We start from the raw sequence: 19,177 nt of genomic DNA, 5'->3' as shown, positions 1-19,177 counted from the left end.
CGTTCCCGCTTTCCCCGCACCCTCGTACGCAGTCCCTTCCCCGCGCTCGTACAAGTTTCCGGGGCCGCACGCACCGGCACATACGACGAGGGCGGCTCATCCCTCGGATGAACCGCCCTCACATTCTGTGGAGCTAAGGAGAATTGAACTCCTGACCTCCTGCATGCCATGCAGGCGCTCTACCAACTGAGCTATAGCCCCTCGCGGCCACGCGGTGAATCCGCGTATCGGCCTCGCCGCCCGGTTTCCCCGGCGGCGACGCCAACATTACACGGTCCACCGGGTGGAACACCAAATCGTTTCCCGCGTCCCCCGCGTCAGGCCGTGGCGAACGAGTAGAAGCGTTTGAGCGTGCAGTGCTCGTCCAGGAGACGGCCGTAGATCGGCTCCCCCTCCAGCTCCCGGTAGGTCTCGATCGGGTCGCCTTTTATGATCAGCGCCCGTGCGCATTCCTCGCACCAGTACTGGTAGTCGGGGTTGACCGGCTCCATGTCACGGACGATCGGCGTGCCGCTGCCGCACCAGTCGCACTTCCGCCTGTGTGCACCCATCGATCAGCTCCAGCTGTGGCCGCAGGCCGTGCACACGTAGGAGATGCCACCGTTGTCGCCGAGCACCTGGGCGACGTGGGACGAGCCGCACGAGGGGCAGTCGAGGAGGGTGGCATTCCGACGTGTCACCGCCACTGCGAGGAGATCGTGGACCTCCCCGCGGATGCTCGCTGGCATCGCTACTCCCTCCCGTCGGGCCGCGCCCCCTTCCGGCCGTTTGATTCTGCCACGGCCGGACCAATACGGTCAGCGACGCCTTCGTACCAGTCCGGACACGGCACCCAGCGTGGCCGTCGCGGCCAGCGCGTACATGCACACGAGGAGCGCGTCCGAAGAGGTATACGCCCCGGGGGCGCCAAGTGACTCAAGCCGGTCCAGGAAGAGTGCGCCGAAGACCGCCACACCGAGCAGCTGACCGAGCTGGGTGACCGTGGCGAGCAGGCCGCTGGCGTCGGCCGCGTCCTCGGGCCGTACGGTGGCCAGGGCCCTGGTCAGCGTGGGGCTGAAGGCAAGTGCCAGGCCCGCGCCGAGACCCGCGAAGGCCGCGTAGAGCCCGGCTCCGCCGTGGCTGCCGCCGCGCAGCGCCAGCCCCACCCCGGTGAGGGACAGGCCGGTGAGCACGAAACCCGCCGGGATCAGGTGACGTTGCCAGGAGGCCGGCCACCTCCGCCAGGTCAGGCCGGCCAGCCCGAACACCACGGCGGTCGGCGCGAACGTCAGCCCCGCCCGCAGGGCGCTGTAGCCGAGACCGCCCTGGATGTGCAGGGTCAGTGCGAAGAGGAAACCGGCGTTGACCGCCATCACGGCCAGCAGTCGGAAGACCGCGAGGCCGATACCGGGGTGGCGCAGCACCCTCGGCGCGATCAGCGGCGCCCCGCCGCGCCGGGCGAGCCGGGACTCGTGTCCGTGGAACAGGGCCAAGGCCGGCGCGGACGCGGCCAGGGACAGCCAGGACCACAGCGGCCAGTGCTCCTCCTGGCCGAGCACGAGCGGCACGGTCAGCAGCGAGACGGCGGCGCCGAGCAGCACCAGACCGGGCAGGTCGAGGCCGCGCGAGCGCTCCCGGGCGTAGGCGTCGGCCCGGGGCAGGACCCGACTGCCGACGGCCAGCAGCGCTGCGCCGACGGGCACGTTCACGAGGAACACCGGCCGCCAGCCGGCGCCGAACAGGTCGGCGCTGACCAGGACCCCGCCGAGTACCTGCCCGGCGGCGGCACCGGTGGCCAGGACGGCGGAGTAGGCCCCGAGCGCCTTGGCCCGCGCCTCGCCCGTGAAGTGACGCTGGATCAGACTGAGCACCTGCGGGATCATCACGGCCGACCCGGCGCCCTGCACCACCCGGAAGGCGATCAACTCCCCCGTGCCCCGGGCCAGTCCGCAGGCCAGCGAGGCGGCTGTGAACAGCGCGATGCCGGCGAGGTGGATCCGGCGGTGGCCGAGCAGATCGCCGAGGCGCGCACCGGTGATCAGCAGCACGGCGTACGCGATGGAGTACCCGGCGACCACCAGCTGCAGTCCGGCGCCGCTCGCGTGGAGGTCGGAACCGATCGCGGGTGCGGCGACGTTGACGATGAAGACGTCGAGCAGGGCCATGAACTGGGCGGTGAGCACGACCGCGAGCAGCCGGCCGGGGCGGTTGTCAGTGGTGGGGGTTTTACTGGGTGCAGGTCGGGTTCCGGAGGTCGGTCCGGGGCTCGCCGGAGTTGTCGTCGTCATGCCTGACAGGCTGGCGACGGCCGGACACGGGTGACGAGAGCCCGCCGATGCTGGTACCGACAGCACCTGGCAGCGGCCGGCTCCGGTCCCGACGATGGAGACGGGGGATGTGGAGACCATGACGACGACACAACGCCGCAGGCCGGAGCTGGCCGCCTTCCTGCGCAGCAGGCGGGCCCGGGTGACACCGGCCGACGTGGGCATGCCGCCGGGCCTGCGGCGCCGGACGCCGGGTCTGCGCCGCGAGGAGGTGGCGCAGCTCTCCGGCGTCGGCGTGACCTGGTACACATGGCTCGAGCAGGGCCGCCCGATCAACGCCTCGCCGCAGGTCCTGGACGCGGTGGCGCGCACCCTGCGCCTGGAGCAGCCGGAGCGCGAGCACCTCTACCACCTGGCGGAGGTGCCCTACGACCGGCACGGGGAGGGGCTGCCCCAGCGGGTCGGCCAGGACGTCCAGGACGTCATCGACGCCCTGGACCCGCGTCCGGCGGTGGTCTACAACTCGCGCTACGACGTCCTCGCCACGAACGCCGCTTACGGCGACCTGTTCCAGATCCCGCAGACGCCGGACATCGGCGCGGCGAACACGCTGTGGACGCTGTTCACGGTGTCCGAGGAGGCCTGCCCGGTGGTGCACCGGGACAGGGAGCTGCCGGTGATGGTGGCCACCCTTCGCTCCGCGTACGGCAGACATGTGGGCGAGCCGGCGTGGGAGGACTTCATACGCAGGCTGTCGGCGGCCAGCGCGTACTTCGCGGAGCTGTGGGCGAGCGGTGAGGTGATCCAGCCCGGGCCGCGGGGGAAGACGTTCCGGCATGCCGCGGTGGGCGAGCTGCGGCTGACCACTCTCTCCCTGTCGATCAACGGCATGGCCGAGTGCCGGATCGTGGTGTACACGCCCGAGGACGCGGACTCGTGGGAGAAGGTGGCGCGGCTGCGGGAGCGGCGGCAGCGGCTGTGGCCACCGTCGGAGGTGGTGTGAGACACACGACGGGCGAACGGGGACGCGGTCCACGCGGGACGGGCGCCGCATGAAAAATCCCGCCCCTGGCGGGACGGGATCTTCCGTATCGATCTTTGACAACTCAAGAGTGTCGATCTGTGGAGCTAAGGAGAATTGAACTCCTGACCTCCTGCATGCCATGCAGGCGCTCTACCAACTGAGCTATAGCCCCTTGTCCCACGCGGCGGAGCCGCATGGTGTTTCGCCCCGCTCGGCGGGGCGAACAAGAAGAACTTTAGCCTGCGACCTGCCGGAAAGTGAAATCCGGGTCCCGGCACCCGGTGAGGAGGTGTCAGTCGTCGTCGCCGAGGACCGGTTCCGGCAGGGTGCCCGCGTTGTGCTCGAGGAGGCGCCAGCCGCGGGTGCCTTCGCCGAGGACCGACCAGCAGCAGTTGGAGAGACCACCGAGGCTCTCCCAGTGGTGCGCCTCCAGGCCCAGCAGGCGGCCGATCGTCGTGCGGATCGTGCCGCCGTGGCTGACCACCACGAGCGTGCCGTCCACGGGGAGCTTCTCGGCATGGCGGAGCACCACGGGGGCGGCGCGGTCCGCGACCTCGGTCTCCAGCTCGCCACCGCCGCGGCGGACGGGTTCGCCGCGCTTCCAGGCGGCGTACTCCTCGCCGTACCGGGCGATGATCTCCTCGTGGGTCAGCCCCTGCCAGACGCCCGCGTACGTCTCGCGCAGGGCCTCGTCGAGGGTGATGTCCAGGCCGGTGAGCGCGGCCAGCTCGGCGGCCGTGGCGGCGGCGCGCCTGAGGTCGGAGGCGACGATGGCGTCCGGCTTCAGCGAGGCGAGCAGGCGCGCGGAGCGGCGGGCCTGACCGATGCCCGTCTCGGTCAGTTCGACGTCCGTGGAGCCCTGGAAGCGGCGCTCCACGTTCCAGGACGTCTGGCCGTGGCGCCACAGGATGATCCGGCGCCCCCGGCCCTTCTTCCCCGTGTCGGTGCCCGCTGCCGTCACCGCAGCTCCCCGCCGAGCTCCGCGTCCAGCTCGGCGGCGTCCTGGGCGGCCTGCAGCCTCGCGTGCTCCTCGGCCTTGCCGCGCGTCGCCTTGGCGTCGGGCGGCAGGTCCAGCTCGGGGCAGTCCTTCCACAGCCGCTCCAGGGCGTAGAAGACGCGCTCCTCGCTGTGCTGGACGTGCACCACGATGTCGACGTAGTCCAGGAGCACCCAGCGAGCCTCGCGGTCGCCCTCGCGGCGTACCGGCTTGGCGCCGAGTTCCTTCAGCAGCCGCTCCTCGATCTCGTCGACGATCGCCTTGACCTGGCGGTCGTTGGGGGCGGAGGCCAGCAGGAAGGCGTCGGTGATCGACAGCACGTCGCTGACGTCGTAGGCGATGATGTCGTGCGCGAGCTTGTCGGCGGCCGCCTGAGCGGCGGTGTTGATGAGTTCCAGAGAGCGGTCCGTGGCGGTCACTACAAGGCTTTCCGTCGGCGGTCAGTGATACCTCAAGGGTCTCACGGACCGCCGAGGGCACCCCATGTGATTAATGGAGCACGCCTCGGCGGCCGAGGGTGTGGCCCACGTCACGAGGACGGCTTGTAGTCCTCGCCGAGCACGACCGAGACGTTCGTGTTCGAGGCGCTCGTGTCCTTCTTCACGGCGGTGGTGGGCAGGCCGAGGGTCTTGGCGACCTCGACGGCGTTCTGCTTGTCGCCGTCGTCGGCGTAGGTGACCTGGGACGTTGCCCGGGCGGGCCCGGTGCCGGCGTCGACCGAGGTGTAGCCGCCGTTGACGAGGACGACCCGGGCCTGCTCGGCTGCGGCCTTGGAACCGGTGGCGTTCTTGATGCCGACCCGGACGGCGTCACCGGCCTGGGGGCTCTTCACCGTGCCGCCGAGCAGGGTCTTGACCACGCCGTCGGTGGCGTTCTGGCCGACGGTGCCGTCGGACTGGACCGGCAGCAGGACGGTCTTGTAGTCGTCGTCCTTGGCGTGGTCGGCGAGTTTGGCGAGGAACGTGCCGAGGTCTTTGTCGGTCAGGGACGGGTCGAGGATCTGGGCGAGTGTCTGCACGGTGGTCGTCGCGGCCTGCGGGTCGGAGGACATCTTGCGCAGCACGCCCTGCAGGACCTGCCCGAACCGCTCGAGCTGGGCGTCCTGGGACTCCCCGGTGGCGCGGTAGGTGGCGTAGGCGACGGCCATCTTGCCGCTGAGGGTCTGGTCCTGCCCCTTGTGCACGAGCGGCGCGCCGCCCTTCTTCTTCGCGTCGGGGTCGGGGACGTCGGCGTTGGTGTCGACCTCGATGTTGCCGACGAGTTCGACGAGGTTCTCCAGGTAGGGGGTGTCGAGGCGCCAGGTGCCCTCGATGCTGGTGCCGAGGACCGAGTTGATGGCGTCGCTGGTGCCGGAGGAGCCGTCGTCGGCGACCGACTTGGCGAGGGTGGTCGTGTTGCCGTCGTCCGAGGTCAACGCGAGGGAGTTGGGCAGCAGGACGGTGGCGCCCTGCTTGGTGGTGGTGTTGTCGACGAGCAGCGCGGTGGAGGTGCCGCCGCCCTTCGTGTTGTGCAGGTGGACGACGATCACGTCGCGGTTCTGGGCGGTCGCGGCCGTCGTCGTGGTGCCGGACCTGCCGCCGGAGGAGAGGCCGGGCAGCTTGCCCGCGTACCAGAGGTAGCCGACGCCACCGAGCGCGACCAGGGCGAGGACCACGGCCAGGGCGATGATCCGGCTGCGGGCGCGGCGGCGGGCCTCCTCCCGGCGCTCGGTGCGGTTCTCGGTGAACTTGAGCCAGTCGATGACGTCCTCGGAGTCGCCGTCGGGCTCCTCGACGAAGGCGAACTGCTCGGTGCGGTAGTCGCGGTCGCCGTGCGGCTCCTTCTCGGAGGTCTCGCCGCCTCCGGGCGTGCCGTCGTCGGCGTAACCGGTCCCGGGCGCGTCCCCCGGGGCGCCGTCGGCCGGGCCGGCCTGGTGCGGGATGTAGGCGGTCTGTTCGGCGACGCGCGGCTGCTGACCGCTGGTCGCGGCCCGGCCGTAGGGGTCGTAGCCGTCGGCGGTGGTGGTGCCGTACGGGGTGTAGGGGTCGTAGGGGGCGGCGGGCTGCTGGGGGCCGGTCGCGTACGGGTCGTAGCCGTAGCCCTGTTGCCGGCCGGGCTGGGTGCCGTAGGGGTCGTAGCCCTGCTGGGTCTGTTGTGCGGGCACCTGTCGGTACACAGGCTGCCCGAACTCGTCGTAGCCGACGAGCTCGTACTGGTCGCCGCCCGTGTATCCGTCGTATCGGTCGTTCACCAGTGCCCCTCCCGGCTCACTCGCCGCGGTACAGCTGCCGTTTGTCGATGTAGCGCACCACGCCGTCCGGCACCAGGTACCAGACGGGTTCGCCCTTGGCGACTCTCGCACGGCAGTCTGTGGACGAGATGGCGAGCGCGGGGACTTCGACGAGCGAGACGCCGCCCTCGGGCAGACCCGGGTCGGCCAGGGTGTGACCGGGACGGGTGACGCCGATGAAGTGGGCCAGGGAGAACAACTCGTCCGTGTAGCGCCAGGTGAGGATCTGGCCGAGCGCGTCGGCACCGGTGATGAAGAAGAGGTCGGTGTCGGGGTTGAGGGCCTTCAGATCACGCAGGGTGTCCGTGGTGTAGGTGGGACCGCCGCGGTCGATGTCGATGCGACTGACCGAGAACTGGGGGTTCTCGGCGGTCGCGATGACCGTCATCAGATAGCGGTCCTCCGCGGGGCTGACCTTGCGGTCGGTCTTCTGCCACGGCTGCCCGGTGGGCACGAACACCACCTCGTCGAGGTGGAACTGGGCGGCGACCTCGCTGGCCGCGACCAGGTGGCCGTGGTGGATCGGATCGAAGGTCCCGCCCATGACGCCGAGGCGGCGCTTGCCCGGGTTCGACGGCCCGCTGCCGCGGCCGGGTCCCGTGCCGTTCCCCGGACCGGCGGGCGTGTGCTGCTCTCCCATGCGTGCAGACCCTACCGGCCCGGCCGGCGGGCACCGGCCGACAGGCCCCCGCGGGCGGCCGGGACGGACCGTTCGTCCCAGCTCAGCGGTCGCGGTTGAAGCGGGTGGTGATCCACAGCAGCAGGAGGAGGATGAAGAGGGCCGAGCCGCCCGTCACGAAGGGGCTGAGGCTCGCGTGGCGCTCGCCTTCGCCCTCGGCGAGGGTGGCCAACTGGGCAGCGGTGCTGTGGAAGCTCATCTTCGGCAGTACCTATCCGGTGTGGGCGGGATAAAGACGTCGGCGCTCATCGTATGCGGGCGCGTTCCCGGGCATCACGGCGACTCCGCCGTTGGACGCGGACCGCGGGGCGCCGGGCCGCCAGGACCAGCGGTCGCCGCGCGCCGGGGCGCCGGGCGCGACGGCCGGGTCAGTCCTTGCGCTTGTAGCCCCGCAGCAGGAACCAGCCGGTCAGGACGCACCCGAGAACCATGACGACCAGGACGACTCGGAGCAGGTTGCCCGGGCCCTGTCGGCTGGCGGCCGTCGCTGCCTCGGTGAGCCAGGCGGCGCTGATGTGCTCCATGAGATCGCTCCTTACGGTCTGCTGCCCTGTCACGGTATCTCCGCCTAGGCTGGACATCGCTTCGGGGGCACATCGGACGGGCCACGCGCAGTGATCCATCAGACACAGGGGGAACGATGTCCGACGACGGTCAGGGGCAGGACGGGCACGAGCACGTGCCGAGCAGGCAGCGCAGGCGGTTTCCGGGGATCTCCTCGCGCGCGTACGAACACCCGGCGGATCGTTCGGCCCTGGTGGCCCTGCGGAAGCTGAGCGGCTTCGACACGGTCTTCAAGGTCCTCAGCGGTCTGCTGCCCGAGCGCAGCCTGCGGCTGCTGTTCCTCTCCGACTCGGTGCGGGTCTCGGACGCGCAGTTCCCCCACCTGAACGCGATGCTGCGGGACGCCTGCTACATCCTGGACCTGGAGAAGGTCCCGCCGATGTACGTCACCCAGGACCCGCGGCCGAACGCGATGTGCATCGGCCTCGACGAGCCGATCATCGTCCTGACGACCGGGCTCGTGGAGCTGCTGGACGAGGAGGAGATGCGGGCGGTCGTCGGGCACGAGGTGGGGCACGCGCTCTCGGGCCACTCGGTCTACCGGACCATCCTGCTGTTTCTGACCAACCTGGCGCTCCGGGTCGCCTGGATCCCGTTGGGCAACCTCGCGATCATGGCGATCGTGACCGCGCTGAGGGAGTGGTTCCGCAAGTCGGAGCTGTCCGCGGACCGGGCCGGTCTCCTGGTCGGGCAGGATCTGCAGGCCTCGATGCGCGGGCTGATGAAGATGGCGGGCGGGAACCATCTGCACGAGATGAACGTGGACGCGTTCCTGGAGCAGGCCGAGGAGTACGAGGCCGGGGGCGATCTGCGGGACTCCGTGCTGAAGATCCTCAACGTGCTGCCGCGCACGCATCCCTTCACCACGGTCCGCGCGGCCGAGCTGAAGAAATGGGCCGCGTCCCGCGACCACCAGCGGATCATGGACGGTCACTACACGCGGCGCAGCGAGGACGGGGACACCTCGGTGTCGGACTCGTTCCGGCAGTCGGCGGCGAGCTACGCGAACGAGGTCAGGCAGTCCAAGGACCCGCTGATGAAGCTGGTCAACGACATCGCGGGCGGCGCCGGCGACCTCGGCGACCGGGTGCGGCGCGGCTTCGCCGGCTTCGCGGGCGGCCCCGGCAAGGACGCCCGGCGCGAGCCGGACGACGGCCGCCCGGACGACAGCCGCCCCGACGACGGCCGCCCGGACGACGAGAGCCCGTACGGCCACGGCTGACGGGTACCACCGGGCGGCGCGGCGGTTGCGGACGGTCGGCGCGGCAGGCGGTCCTACGTCCGCGGTTCCGCGCTCGTCGACAGCGTGCCGCACAGGGCCGTGGCGCTGCCCGTCGCGAAGGGGTCGGTGCCGGCCGGTCCGCCCGCCTTGGCGGTCTGGCCGGCGAGCAGCGGACGCAGGTGGCTCGCGGTGTCCTCGGCGCAGGTGAGCGGGCCGGCCTGGAGGTAGGAGGCGACCAGCTCGACCTGGTTCAGGCGCAGGTCGTCACGGTCGAAGCGGAAGGTCATCTCCCGGCGCACGGTGAACAGCGACGCCTTCGCCTTCGCGTCGGAGCCGGCCGGCTTGAGCGCGTACACCACGGTGTGGTCGGCGCTGACCTCCAGCGTGTCGGAGTTGATCTCCGTGACCTGGAGCGTGCCCTGGACGCGGATGTTCTGGTCGGCCAGCCGGGCGCGGGAGGGGTCGAAGCGGACCAGCCAGCCGGTGGCCGCGTGCCGCCCGTCCGAGGCGGGGTGGTAGAAGCTCTGGTCGAACTGGTCGAACTGCTGTGGGTCGAGCAGCAGGCGCACCTGGCGTACGGCGCCGCCGGTGAGGACGGCGGGGTCCAGCGAGGACGCGACCAGGTAGTTCTTCGCATCCGTCAGGGCGGCGTAGACCTGGCTCTCGGAGAAGTGCGCGGTACGCCGGGCGGCGGGGAAGGTGATGCCCTGGGCGCCGACGCGGAACTGCGCGGCGGGGCTGTGCGCGTACAGCGCCTCGGCGTCCGTGGCGCCCGGTACGGCGCTCTGCGGGGCCAGGGGTATGACCGTCATCCGCAGCGGCTCGACGGTCTGGGCTTTGGGCGCCTGATACGGGTGACGCACGCCCATGTAGACGGCGGTGGCGAAGGCGACGGCTATGAGCAGGACGAGGATGAGCGCCTGTCTGGGCAGTCCGCGGTGCAGCAGCGGGCGACGGCGCACGGCGGGGGCGTGGTCGGCCATCCGCTCCTCGGCGGAGAACTCCTGGAGGCGGGCAGCCCGGACGAACGACTCGTCGAACACGACGGATCGGTACTCGTCCTCACCACCGGGAGCACCCTCGGGCAGCCCCTCGGGTGGGTCTCCAGGCCCGCCCATATCTTCAGAGTAGGTCTCCCGGAGCCCGGGTAAACGCCCTGGTACAGGACAAGTTCTGACAGGTTCTCACCAGGTTTTCGAACGGGTTTCGAACCCGGCTCGGCACTCGGCACGGCGCCCGGCGCGGGGCGGATCCACGGATCGGCCGTGAGCTTGTGGAACGCCCGGTTCGGGGGTTCAGGGAGTCCTCGGTACCGCCGAGAACGCCGGGGGCGAGTAGTCCGCGGAGGCCGAGGGGGCGGTGCCCGCGCTGGCTTCCAGGCCCTGCTCCAGGCCGGTCGGTGCCTGCGTGGGGACCTGGTCCTGGCGGCCGGAGGACCCGCCCCGGTACACCGCGGTGAAGGCCAGTGCGACCATGCCGACGCCCATCACGACGGCCAGCATCCAGGCGACGGGGCGGTGCCAGCGGGCGCCCTTGCCGTAGGCCCTGCCGAAGGGGCCGGTGGCACCGTAGCGGCCGTCGAGGGCGTCGAGCTCGTCCAGGTCGTCGGGGTCCAGGCCGTGACCGAAGCCGTCGTCGGGCCCGAATCCCTCGTCATAGCGCTCGTCGTCGCCCCGTGCGCCCCTGCCGCGCGCCCGGCGCGCCTCCGCCTCCTGGGCGTCGGCGCGGGCCTGGGCGGCGGCGAGGAGTCTCTCCACGGCCGTCGGCTCGTGGACCACGGCGGCCCGTATCCAGGCCTCGTCGAAGACCGCGGAGGTGAACTCTTCGTCCATCGCTCCGCGGTCGCGGTCGTCGTCGGGCTCCGGGCCGTCAGCGAACGGCGTGCCCCCCACGTCCTCCGGCACGGATCCAGAGTAGACCTGGGGGGTCAATTTGGGCAGACGGTATGGAAATTCATCCGCTTGGCGAGACGGTTCCCCGGTGGGTGCGGGGAACCGTCGCCGACCGGCGGAGCGAGCGCTCGCTCAGCGCCGTACGTGCCCGTCGCCGGTGACGATGTACTTGGTGCTGGTCAGCTCCGGCAGCCCCATCGGGCCCCTGGCGTGCAGCTTCTGGGTGGAGATCCCGATCTCCGCGCCGAAGCCGAACTGACCTCCGTCGGTGAAGCGCGTCGAGGCGTTCACTGCGACCGTCGTCGAATCGACCAATTGGGTGAATCGGCGGGCGGCCTGCTGCGAGGTGGTGACGATCGCCTCGGTGTGGCCGGAGCTCCACAGCCGGATGTGCGACACGGCCTTGTCGAGGGAGTCCACGACGGCGGCGGCGATGTCGTACGACAGGTACTCGGTGTCCCAGTCGTCGGCCGTCGCCTCCACCACCGTGGCCCGGGAGTCCTTGGCGTACGCCATCACGCGCTCGTCGGCGTGCACGGTGACCCCGGCGTCCGCGAGGGCGTCCAGGGCGCGCGGCAGGAACTCGGGGGCGATGTCCTGGTGGACCAGCAGCGTCTCCGCGGCGTTGCACACGCTGACCCGCTGCGCCTTGGAGTTGATCAGGATGTCGATCGCCATGTCGATGTCGGCCCGGGCGTCGACGTAGACGTGACAGTTGCCGGTACCGGTCTCGATCACCGGGACCGTGGACTCCTCGACGACCGTACGGATCAGGGAGGCGCCGCCGCGCGGGATGAGCACGTCGACCAGGCCGCGGGCGCGCATCAGCTCGCGCACCGACTCACGGCCCTCGCCGGGCACGAGCTGGACGGCGTCGGCGGGCAGCCCGGAACCGCCCACGGCGTCGCGCAGCACCCGGACGAGCGCGGTGTTCGACTCGTAGGCCGAGGAGGAGCCGCGCAGCAGGACCGCGTTGCCGGACTTCAGGCACAGGGCGGCGGCGTCGACGGTCACGTTCGGCCGGGCCTCGTAGATGATCCCCACGACGCCGAGCGGGACGCGGACCTGGCGCAGGTCGATGCCGTTGGGCAGGGTGGAGCCGCGGACGACCTCGCCGACCGGGTCGGGCAGGGCGGCGACGTCCCGGACGTCGGAGGCGATGGCCCGGATCCGCTCGGGGGTGAGCGTGAGCCGGTCGATGATCGCCTCGCTGGTGCCGGCCTCGCGGGCCTTGGCGATGTCCCTGGCGTTGGCCTCGACGATCTCGCTCGTGCGGACCTCCAGCGCGTCCGCCATGGCGAGCAGCGCGTCGTCCTTCTCGGACCGCGGCAGCGGCGCGAGGTCGGCGGCGGCGGCCCGGGCACGGTAGGCGGCCTGGGCCACCGGTGACATGGAGTCGTACGGCGAGAGCGTGGTCATGAGGGAAGCGTAGTGCGCCGGGCCTCCCCGTTCCTGGCTCGTTCCACACATCGAGACGCACTCAAAACGGGTGAACTCCGACGGGTGTGGCCGGTGGCGGCCCGTATCCCTCGGTGACCCGCTGGTGGTAGGTGTCGCGGTCGACGACCTCCAGCCCGACGATCTCCCAGGGCGGCAGCCCCGCGCTCTGCCGGTGCTCGCCCCACAGGCGCAGCGCGACCGCGGCGGCGTCGTGCAGGTCGCGGGCCTCCTCCCAGTAGCGGATCTCGGCGTGGTCGCGCGCGTAGCGGCTGGTCAGCAGGAAGGGGTGGTCGTTGGCCAACTGCTCGAGGGCGCGCCGCACCTCCTGGAGCGGGGCCTGCTCGCCCGAGACGCTGAGCGTGACGTGCCACAGCCGGGGCATGTCGGCGGGCTCCTGATACGCCTCCCCGGCCGGGACGCTGGTCAGCGCGCGCTGCTCGTCGGCCCTGCGCGGCCCGCCGCCCCGGGAGGCACCGGAGGTGCCACCACCGCGGGGCGCGGCCCCCGGGCGCATTCGTCTCACGACGGCCTCCTTACGCGCTGCTCGTGCGGAACGGGTCCTGGGACGCGGTCGGTCGACCGGGTCCAGAGACCCAGTGCAGCAGGCCGGGCGGGCCCGTGGGGCGGTTTTGCGGAACGTCCCTCACCGGACGGGTGCGCGACGCGGCGAGTTCGGCCTCTGGCGGATGCGCGGATGGCCGGATGACGGGCTCACGGATGCAGGACGACCAGGTCGTCCCGGTGGACGACCTCACGTTCGTAGGCGGGGCCCAGTTCGCGCGCCAGTTCCTTGGTCGAGCGGCCGATCAGCCGGGGGATCTCCTTGGCGTCGAAGTTGACGAGCCCGCGTGCGACCGCCCGTCCCTCGCTGTCGCGCAGTTCGACGGGGTCGCCCGCGCTGAAGTCGCCCTCGACCGCGGCGATGCCGGCGGGCAGCAGCGACTTGCGGCGTTCGACGACCGCGCGCACGGCCCCGTCGTCGAGGGTGAGGGCACCCCGCGGGGCGGAGGCGTGCTGCAGCCACAGCAGCCGGTCGGCGGAGCGCTTGCCGGTGGGGTGGAAGTACGTGCCGGTGTCACGGCCCGCCAGGGCGTCGGCGGCGTGCACGGCGGAGGTGAGCACCACGGGGATGCCGGCCGCCGCCGCGATCCGGGCCGCCTCCACCTTGGTGACCATGCCGCCGGTGCCGACGCCGGCCTTGCCCGCGCTGCCGATCTCGACGCCCTCCAGATCGGACGGTCCCCGTACTTCGGCTATCCGCGACGTGCCGGGCCTGCTGGGGTCGCCGTCGTAGACGCCGTCCACGTCCGAGAGCAGGACCAGCAGGTCGGCGCGGACCAGGTGGGCGACGAGCGCGGCGAGGCGGTCGTTGTCGCCGAAGCGGATCTCGTCGGTGGCGACGGTGTCGTTCTCGTTGACGATCGGCAGCGCGCCCATCGCGAGGAGCTTGTCGACGGTGCGGGAGGCGTTGCGGTGGTGGGCGCGGCGGCTGGTGTCGTCGCCGGTCAGCAGGATCTGGCCGACGCGGATGCCGTAGCGGGCGAAGGAGGCCGTGTAGCGGGCCACCAGGAGGCCCTGGCCGACGCTGGCGGCGGCCTGCTGACGGGCCAGGTCGCGGGGGCGGCGGCGCAGGCCGAGAGGCGCGAGACCGGCGGCGATGGCACCGGAGGAGACGAGGACGACCTCTTTCTCGCCACCGCCCGCCCGTCCCCCACCACCGCGCTCAACGGAGGCCCCTCGGGCACCCTGCATTCGGTGCTTGGCGAGCACGTCCACGAGGGCGTCGACACGGTCGGCGTCGAGCCCGCCCGTGGCCGTGGTCAGCGACGAGGAGCCCACCTTGACGACGATCCTGTGGGCCTCTTCCACGGCCTGCCTTGCGCCTGCCACCTGCTGTTCTTCCCCTCGCGCGTCGTTCCCGCCCCCGCCCGGCAATCTACGCGAAGACGCACGGGTGCCGCGCACCGGTCCAGGAAGCGGACGGTGGCCGAAGCGCCCCGACGGGGCCCGCCGCCGCACCTCGGGCCCCCCACCCGTTGCGGCAGTGGGGGCCCCGGGGCGACACCCGGGAGGCAACCGGGAGAAGCCGCCGGGGCGGAGCCCCGGCTGTCAGAACGGCTCGAAGCCGTCGAACTCCTGCTGCGCCTCGTCGCGCTCGGCCTGCCGTTCCTTGCGCCGCTGGGCAGCGGGCCGTACGCCCTCGAACCGGTGGTCCTCGCCACGCCGTCCGAGCATCTCGGCGCCGGCCATCACCGACGGCTCCCAGTCGAAGACGACCGCGTTGTCCTCGGGCCCGATGGCGACGCCGTCCCCGGACCTCGCGCCCGCCTTCATCAGCTCTTCCTCGACGCCGAGGCGGTTGAGCCGGTCGGCGAGGTAGCCGACGGCCTCGTCGTTGTTGAAGTCGGTCTGGCGCACCCAGCGCTCCGGCTTCTCACCGCGCACGCGGAACAGTCCGTCGTCCTCGCGGGTGACGGTGAAGCCCGCGTCGTCGACGGCCTTCGGCCGGATGACGATCCGGGTCGCCTCCTCCTTCGGCTTGGCGGCGCGCGCCTTCGCGACCAGGTCGCCGAGGGCGTACGACAGCTCCTTCAGGCCGGTGTGCGCCACCGCGGAGACCTCGAAGACCCGGTAGCCGCGGGCCTGGAGGTCGGGCCGCACCATCTCGGCGAGGTCCTTGCCGTCGGGGACGTCGATCTTGTTGAGGACGACGATGCGCGGGCGGTCGTCGAGACCGCCGTACTGCTTCAGCTCCTCCTCGATGACGTCGAGGTCGGAGACGGGGTCGCGGTCGGACTCCAGCGTCGCCGTGTCGAGCACGTGCACGAGCACGCTGCACCGCTCGACGTGGCGCAGGAACTCCAGGCCCAGCCCCTTGCCCTGGCTGGCGCCCGGGATGAGTCCGGGAACGTCGGCGATGGTGAACACGGTCGAGCCCGCGGTGACCACGCCCAGGTTCGGGACGAGGGTGGTGAACGGGTAGTCGGCGATCTTCGGTTTGGCGGCGGACAGCACGGAGATCAGCGAGGACTTGCCGGCGCTGGGGTAGCCGACGAGGGCCACGTCCGCGACGGTCTTCAGCTCCAGCACGATGTCGCGCAGGTCGCCTGGCTCGCCGAGCAGCGCGAAGCCGGGCGCCTTGCGGCGGGCGGAGGCCAGGGCCGCGTTGCCGAGGCCGCCGCGGCCGCCCTGGGCGGCGATGTACGACGTGCCGTGGCCGACGAGGTCGGCCAGCACATTGCCCGCCCTGTCGAGCACGACGGTGCCGTCCGGGACCGGCAGGACCAGGTCCTGGCCGTCCTTGCCGGAGCGGAAGCCGCCCTCGCCGGGCTTGCCGTTGGTGGCCTTGCGGTGCGGGGAGTGGTGGTAGTCGAGCAGCGTCGTGACCGACTGGTCCACGGTGAGGATGACGTCGCCGCCACGTCCGCCGTTGCCGCCGTCGGGGCCGCCGAGCGGCTTGAACTTCTCCCGGTGCACGGAGGCACAGCCGTGGCCTCCGTTACCCGCGGCGACGTGGAGTTCGACGCGGTCCACGAAGGTGGTCATGGTTCAGTGCCTCCAGAAAACGACGGATGAGATGTGCTGTACAACATGCGAAAGGCGGACCCGCCTTCCCGACCGGGAAGTGAGGTCCGCCTCGCGAAACGTTCGGTCGAGCCGTGAATCAGGCGATTCAGGCGACCGGAACGATGTTCACGACCTTGCGGCCACGCTGGGTGCCGAACTGCACCGCACCGGCCTGCAGCGCGAACAGCGTGTCGTCGCCGCCACGGCCGACGCCGGCGCCCGGGTGGAAGTGGGTGCCGCGCTGGCGGACCAGGATCTCACCCGCGTTGACGACCTGACCGCCGAAGCGCTTCACGCCGAGCCGCTGGGCGTTGGAGTCGCGACCGTTCCGGGTGGACGATGCGCCCTTCTTGTGTGCCATCTGTTCTCAGTCCCTTACTTCGCAGCCGTGGGGATCTCGGTGACCTTGATCGCCGTGTACTGCTGGCGGTGGCCCTGGCGACGGCGGTAACCGGTCTTGTTCTTGTAGCGCAGAATGTCGATCTTCTGGCCCTTGTGGTGGTCCACGACCTCGGCCTGGACCTTGATGCCGGCCAGCACCCACGGGTCGCTGGTCACGGAGTCGCCGTCGACCACGAGCAGGGTCGAGAGCTCGACCGTGTCGCCAACCTTGGCAGTGGAAATCTTGTCAACCTCAACGATGTCGCCGACAGCAACCTTGTGCTGGCGACCACCGCTGCGCACGATGGCGTACACGCGGATCTCACTCTCTTCGCTCGGGAACGGCACCCCCGCAGGCCAGCCGCCCTGCGACGCACGCGAGCGACCTCTCCCGGTCACGACCCGTGTCCGGAAGGAAGAGGTTTACGGGGATGTGGCGCATCAGTGGACACGCCGACGGTCAAGGTTACGGGGCCCGGCTTGAGGGGTCAAACCGGGCCCCGTGGGGCGTCGGCCGGGGGCCGCCGCCACGTCACGGCAGCCGGGGGCCGCCGCCGCGTCAGGGCAGCCGGAGGGCCACCTGCCGCTGGTCCGGATCGATACCCGCGACCAGGACCTCCACCTCGTCGCCGACGTCCGGTCCGGCGACCGGTGAGGCACGCTGCAACTCGGCGCTCGGAAGCAGCCCCTCGGCGTTCTCCCCCCACGCGGACGAACACGCCGATCGGCGTCACCTTGGTGACGACGCCCCGGACGAGCGCGCCGAAGCGGGTGCGCGCGCCAGGACGAGTCATGGTGAAGACGTGGTGGCCGTCCTCGTGAGAAACGTGCACATACGACGGCGGGGGGGGCGGGGGGGGGGGGGGGGGGGGGGGGGGGTGGGGGGGGGGGGTGGGGGGGGGGGGGGGGGGGGGGGGGGGGGGGTGGGGGGGGGGGGGGGGGGGGGGGAGGGGGGGGGGGGGGGGGGGGGGGGGGGGGGGGGGAGGGGGGGGGGGGGGGGGGGGGGGGGGAGGGGACGCTCCCCCCCCCCCCCCCCCCCCCCCCCCCCCCCCCCCCACCACCGTGACCGGACTGACCCCCGCCTGGGGGCCCGAGTCCGCGGAGGGCTGGCTCGACAGCTACCTCTCGGCCGCAGCCGTCCTCGACGCACTGCGCACTTACGAGGGCCCGTGCGACGCCGTGGTCATGGCCGGCTTCGGCGAGCACGGCCGCGAGGGCGCGCGGGAGTTGCTGGACGTGCCGGTCGTCGACATCACGGAAGCCGCGGCCCATCTGGCATGCCTGCTCGGGCGGCGGTACGGGGTGGTCACCACTCTGGAGCGCTCACGCGGCCAGATCGAGGACAGCCTGTACACGGCGGGCGTCCTGCAGAACTGCGCCGCCGTGGTCGGCACCGGCATCGGCGTGCTGGAGCTCGGCGACACGGCCCGGACCGAGGAGGCGTTCGTCGACGCCGCCGAACGGGCCCGTGCGGCGGGCGCCGAGGTCCTGGTCCTGGGCTGCGCCGGGATGACCGGGCTGCAGCGTGCGGTGGCGGAGAAACTGGGCCTGCCGGTGGTCGACGGGGTGGCCGCGGCGGTCAAGCTCGCGGAGTCCCTGGTCTCCCTCGGCCTGACGACGAGCCGAGCGGGGAGCTGGGCGAAGCCGCTGCCGAAGCGGAGGTCATGGGGGCGGGGATGAGGCGGAGCCACCCCGCGCGCCGGCCCGAACGGCGACCCGTCGATCGGCTCTGCCATGAGCCGCTCCCACGCCTCCTCCGGACGTCCCCCGCCCCGGCCCGGCCGCCACAGCACCGCACCGCACGTCCCGCACGGAAATTCGGCGGACGCCGCGCCGACGCCCCACTACCGTGAGTCTCCCCGCGAGGAATGGGATCACGTGACCGGAGACGACAAGGCGTTCCTCGACGCCGTGGCAGACCGCCTGGCGGCCCTTCCCACGGTCCGCGCCGTGGCCCTCGGCGGCTCGCGCGCCCAAGGCACGGACGGCCCGGACAGCGACTGGGACCTGGCCGTCTACTACCGGGGCCCGTTCGACCCGGCGGATCTCCGGGCCGTGGGCTGGGAGGGAGAGGTCTCCGAGATCAGCGGCTGGGGCGGTGGAGTCTTCAACGGCGGCGCCTGGCTGACGATCGCGGGCCGGCGCGTCGACGTCCACTACCGCGATCTGGACGTCGTCGAACAAGAGCTGGCGAAGGCGGAGGAAGGCCGCTTCCACGTGGAGCCGCTGCTGTTCCACCTCGCCGGCATCCCCAGCTACCTGGTGGTGGCGGAACTGGCGGTCAACCGCGTGCTGCGGGGAACGATGCCGCGCCCGCGGTCGTACCCCGAGAAGCTGCGGACCTCCGCCGCCGACCGCTGGTACGGCACGGCCGGCGCCACGCTCGCGTACGCGAAGGCCAACCACGCCCCGAAGGGACGCCTCACGGAGGTCGCGGGCGCCATCGCGGTGGCCTCCGCACAAGCGGCGCACGCCGTGCTCGCCGCACGAGGGGAATGGGTGACCAACGACAAGCGGCTGCTGGAACGTGCGGGGCTGCGCGGCATCGACGGCGTCATCGAGTCCCTGGAAGCGCAACCGGACGCGCTGGCCCGGGCCGTCACGAGGACGGAGACTCTTCTCCGCGCCGCGGTCCCGCCGGGACGGCACTGATCTTCGCCCCGGCTCAAGCAGATGAGCCGCGCGCCCGCGAGCCGAGCGAGTGGAGCAGTTCCGCCGCGAACCCGCGGGATCACGGCCCGCCGCCCGGGCCGTGAGGAATTGCGTTCATAGAAAACACGCCCCCCGCCCGCCCTTTCACACCGCCGAAACGTTCACGTCCCTTTCGTTCCGAGAACAACCCCTACCGTGGACCCCACACCGCCCGGCCACCGTCGCCCGAAGGCACACCCCGCCC

General features: G+C 71.8%; 20 protein-coding genes, 2 tRNA genes and 1 pseudogene. 4 read left to right on the top strand and 19 right to left on the bottom strand.

Annotated features, from left to right (window positions below; translation table 11 throughout):
• Window positions 1–128: 128 nt before the first annotated feature.
• The 4 genes from ACZ4SW_RS05200 to ACZ4SW_RS05185 all read right to left on the bottom strand — a co-directional run bounded on the left by ACZ4SW_RS05200 (window position 129) and on the right by ACZ4SW_RS05185 (window position 2,267).
• Window positions 129–201: transfer RNA gene (locus tag ACZ4SW_RS05200), tRNA-Ala, on the bottom strand.
• Window positions 202–317: 116 nt separating this feature from the next.
• A complete protein-coding gene (locus ACZ4SW_RS05195) occupies window positions 318–551 on the bottom strand; it encodes a hypothetical protein (RefSeq protein WP_016643127.1) in 234 nt (77 codons plus the stop codon).
• Between the two features lie 3 nt (window positions 552–554).
• Entirely contained in the window at window positions 555–728 is a 174-nt protein-coding gene (locus ACZ4SW_RS05190; RefSeq protein ID WP_200417343.1) for a hypothetical protein, read from the bottom strand.
• 69 nt (window positions 729–797) lie between these two features.
• Window positions 798–2,267 carry an MFS transporter gene (locus tag ACZ4SW_RS05185; protein WP_468238125.1) on the bottom strand — a complete coding sequence of 490 codons (1,470 nt, stop codon included), beginning with the start codon at window positions 2,265–2,267 and terminating at the stop codon, window positions 798–800.
• Between the two features lie 118 nt (window positions 2,268–2,385).
• On the opposite strand from ACZ4SW_RS05185, the gene ACZ4SW_RS05180 reads away from it, so the two are divergent.
• A complete protein-coding gene (locus tag ACZ4SW_RS05180) occupies window positions 2,386–3,249 on the top strand; it encodes a helix-turn-helix transcriptional regulator (RefSeq protein ID WP_468238122.1) in 864 nt (287 codons plus the stop codon).
• 120 nt (window positions 3,250–3,369) lie between these two features.
• Here ACZ4SW_RS05180 and ACZ4SW_RS05175 read toward each other — a convergent pair.
• From ACZ4SW_RS05175 to ACZ4SW_RS05145, 7 genes are all read right to left on the bottom strand, one after another.
• A tRNA-Ala gene (locus ACZ4SW_RS05175) sits at window positions 3,370–3,442 on the bottom strand.
• A 120-nt stretch (window positions 3,443–3,562) separates the two neighbouring features.
• A complete protein-coding gene (locus tag ACZ4SW_RS05170; RefSeq protein ID WP_468238119.1) occupies window positions 3,563–4,231 on the bottom strand; it encodes a histidine phosphatase family protein in 669 nt (222 codons plus the stop codon).
• Window positions 4,228–4,686: a ribosome silencing factor gene (gene rsfS, locus ACZ4SW_RS05165; protein WP_468238117.1), complete on the bottom strand. Its 459-nt coding sequence runs from the start codon at window positions 4,684–4,686 to the stop codon at window positions 4,228–4,230. Before rsfS ends, ACZ4SW_RS05170 begins: the two co-directional genes overlap by 4 nt.
• Window positions 4,687–4,796: 110 nt before the next feature.
• The gene (locus ACZ4SW_RS05160; RefSeq protein WP_468238114.1) at window positions 4,797–6,497 is read right to left on the bottom strand and encodes an LCP family protein; all 1,701 of its coding nucleotides are present in this window, start codon (window positions 6,495–6,497) and stop codon (window positions 4,797–4,799) included.
• 16 nt (window positions 6,498–6,513) lie between these two features.
• A complete protein-coding gene (gene nadD / locus ACZ4SW_RS05155; protein ID WP_468238111.1) occupies window positions 6,514–7,176 on the bottom strand; it encodes a nicotinate-nucleotide adenylyltransferase in 663 nt (220 codons plus the stop codon).
• Window positions 7,177–7,258: 82 nt separating this feature from the next.
• Entirely contained in the window at window positions 7,259–7,414 is a 156-nt protein-coding gene (locus tag ACZ4SW_RS05150; protein WP_468238108.1) for a hypothetical protein, read from the bottom strand.
• Between the two features lie 169 nt (window positions 7,415–7,583).
• Window positions 7,584–7,739 carry a hypothetical protein gene (locus tag ACZ4SW_RS05145; RefSeq protein WP_366024484.1) on the bottom strand — a complete coding sequence of 52 codons (156 nt, stop codon included), beginning with the start codon at window positions 7,737–7,739 and terminating at the stop codon, window positions 7,584–7,586.
• A 116-nt stretch (window positions 7,740–7,855) separates the two neighbouring features.
• Between ACZ4SW_RS05145 and ACZ4SW_RS05140 the strand changes: the two genes are divergently transcribed.
• Window positions 7,856–9,001: a M48 family metallopeptidase gene (locus ACZ4SW_RS05140; RefSeq protein ID WP_468238106.1), complete on the top strand. Its 1,146-nt coding sequence runs from the start codon at window positions 7,856–7,858 to the stop codon at window positions 8,999–9,001.
• Between the two features lie 53 nt (window positions 9,002–9,054).
• Here ACZ4SW_RS05140 and ACZ4SW_RS05135 read toward each other — a convergent pair whose 3' ends face one another.
• From ACZ4SW_RS05135 to rplU, 8 genes are all read right to left on the bottom strand, one after another.
• Window positions 9,055–10,119: an SCO2583 family membrane protein gene (locus tag ACZ4SW_RS05135; protein WP_468238103.1), complete on the bottom strand. Its 1,065-nt coding sequence runs from the start codon at window positions 10,117–10,119 to the stop codon at window positions 9,055–9,057.
• A gap of 177 nt (window positions 10,120–10,296) precedes the next feature.
• On the bottom strand, window positions 10,297–10,905 hold the full coding sequence (locus ACZ4SW_RS05130) for an SCO2584 family spore wall biosynthesis protein (RefSeq protein ID WP_468238101.1): 609 nt from the start codon (window positions 10,903–10,905) through the stop codon (window positions 10,297–10,299).
• A gap of 120 nt (window positions 10,906–11,025) precedes the next feature.
• Window positions 11,026–12,312: a glutamate-5-semialdehyde dehydrogenase gene (locus ACZ4SW_RS05125; RefSeq protein WP_468238097.1), complete on the bottom strand. Its 1,287-nt coding sequence runs from the start codon at window positions 12,310–12,312 to the stop codon at window positions 11,026–11,028.
• A 61-nt stretch (window positions 12,313–12,373) separates the two neighbouring features.
• Complete coding sequence (locus ACZ4SW_RS05120) at window positions 12,374–12,847, bottom strand: hypothetical protein (RefSeq protein ID WP_468238509.1); 474 nt, start codon at window positions 12,845–12,847, stop codon at window positions 12,374–12,376.
• Between the two features lie 197 nt (window positions 12,848–13,044).
• On the bottom strand, window positions 13,045–14,223 hold the full coding sequence (gene proB, locus ACZ4SW_RS05115; RefSeq protein WP_468238094.1) for a glutamate 5-kinase: 1,179 nt from the start codon (window positions 14,221–14,223) through the stop codon (window positions 13,045–13,047).
• A 219-nt stretch (window positions 14,224–14,442) separates the two neighbouring features.
• Window positions 14,443–15,879: a GTPase ObgE gene (gene obgE / locus ACZ4SW_RS05110; protein WP_468238091.1), complete on the bottom strand. Its 1,437-nt coding sequence runs from the start codon at window positions 15,877–15,879 to the stop codon at window positions 14,443–14,445.
• 127 nt (window positions 15,880–16,006) lie between these two features.
• Window positions 16,007–16,261, bottom strand: coding sequence for a 50S ribosomal protein L27 (rpmA, locus tag ACZ4SW_RS05105; RefSeq protein ID WP_289941903.1), 255 nt, complete (start codon window positions 16,259–16,261; stop codon window positions 16,007–16,009).
• A 14-nt stretch (window positions 16,262–16,275) separates the two neighbouring features.
• Window positions 16,276–16,596 (bottom strand): 50S ribosomal protein L21, encoded by a 321-nt coding sequence (gene rplU / locus ACZ4SW_RS05100; RefSeq protein WP_004001309.1) that lies wholly within the window; start codon window positions 16,594–16,596, stop codon window positions 16,276–16,278.
• A gap of 735 nt (window positions 16,597–17,331) precedes the next feature.
• Between rplU and ACZ4SW_RS05095 the strand changes: the two are divergent.
• Together ACZ4SW_RS05095 and ACZ4SW_RS05090 are read left to right on the top strand one after the other, a co-directional pair.
• A pseudogene (locus ACZ4SW_RS05095) lies at window positions 17,332–17,961 on the top strand (aspartate/glutamate racemase family protein); the annotation flags it as partial.
• A gap of 198 nt (window positions 17,962–18,159) precedes the next feature.
• On the top strand, window positions 18,160–18,933 hold the full coding sequence (locus ACZ4SW_RS05090) for a nucleotidyltransferase domain-containing protein (RefSeq protein WP_468238088.1): 774 nt from the start codon (window positions 18,160–18,162) through the stop codon (window positions 18,931–18,933).
• Window positions 18,934–19,177: the final 244 nt, after the last annotated feature.

This window comes from Streptomyces sp. NPDC028331, assembly GCF_055565775.1.
This window is presented reverse-complemented; position numbering and strand designations above follow the sequence as displayed.

Excerpts from the sequence above, each read along its gene's own strand:
- ACZ4SW_RS05140 (WP_468238106.1), top strand. The coding sequence starts at position 7,856 with ATGTCCGACGACGGTCAGGGGCAGGACGGGCACGAGCACGTGCCGAGC.
- ACZ4SW_RS05150 (WP_468238108.1), bottom strand. The coding sequence starts at position 7,414 with ATGAGCTTCCACAGCACCGCTGCCCAGTTGGCCACCCTCGCCGAGGGC.
- ACZ4SW_RS05190 (WP_200417343.1), bottom strand. The coding sequence starts at position 728 with ATGCCAGCGAGCATCCGCGGGGAGGTCCACGATCTCCTCGCAGTGGCG.
- ACZ4SW_RS05180 (WP_468238122.1), top strand. The coding sequence starts at position 2,386 with ATGACGACGACACAACGCCGCAGGCCGGAGCTGGCCGCCTTCCTGCGC.
- rpmA (WP_289941903.1), bottom strand. The coding sequence starts at position 16,261 with ATGGCACACAAGAAGGGCGCATCGTCCACCCGGAACGGTCGCGACTCC.
- ACZ4SW_RS05185 (WP_468238125.1), bottom strand. The coding sequence starts at position 2,267 with ATGACGACGACAACTCCGGCGAGCCCCGGACCGACCTCCGGAACCCGA.
- ACZ4SW_RS05135 (WP_468238103.1), bottom strand. The coding sequence starts at position 10,119 with ATGGGCGGGCCTGGAGACCCACCCGAGGGGCTGCCCGAGGGTGCTCCC.
- obgE (WP_468238091.1), bottom strand. The coding sequence starts at position 15,879 with ATGACCACCTTCGTGGACCGCGTCGAACTCCACGTCGCCGCGGGTAAC.
- ACZ4SW_RS05145 (WP_366024484.1), bottom strand. The coding sequence starts at position 7,739 with ATGGAGCACATCAGCGCCGCCTGGCTCACCGAGGCAGCGACGGCCGCC.
- ACZ4SW_RS05120 (WP_468238509.1), bottom strand. The coding sequence starts at position 12,847 with ATGCGCCCGGGGGCCGCGCCCCGCGGTGGTGGCACCTCCGGTGCCTCC.
- ACZ4SW_RS05125 (WP_468238097.1), bottom strand. The coding sequence starts at position 12,312 with ATGACCACGCTCTCGCCGTACGACTCCATGTCACCGGTGGCCCAGGCC.
- nadD (WP_468238111.1), bottom strand. The coding sequence starts at position 7,176 with ATGGGAGAGCAGCACACGCCCGCCGGTCCGGGGAACGGCACGGGACCC.
- ACZ4SW_RS05195 (WP_016643127.1), bottom strand. The coding sequence starts at position 551 with ATGGGTGCACACAGGCGGAAGTGCGACTGGTGCGGCAGCGGCACGCCG.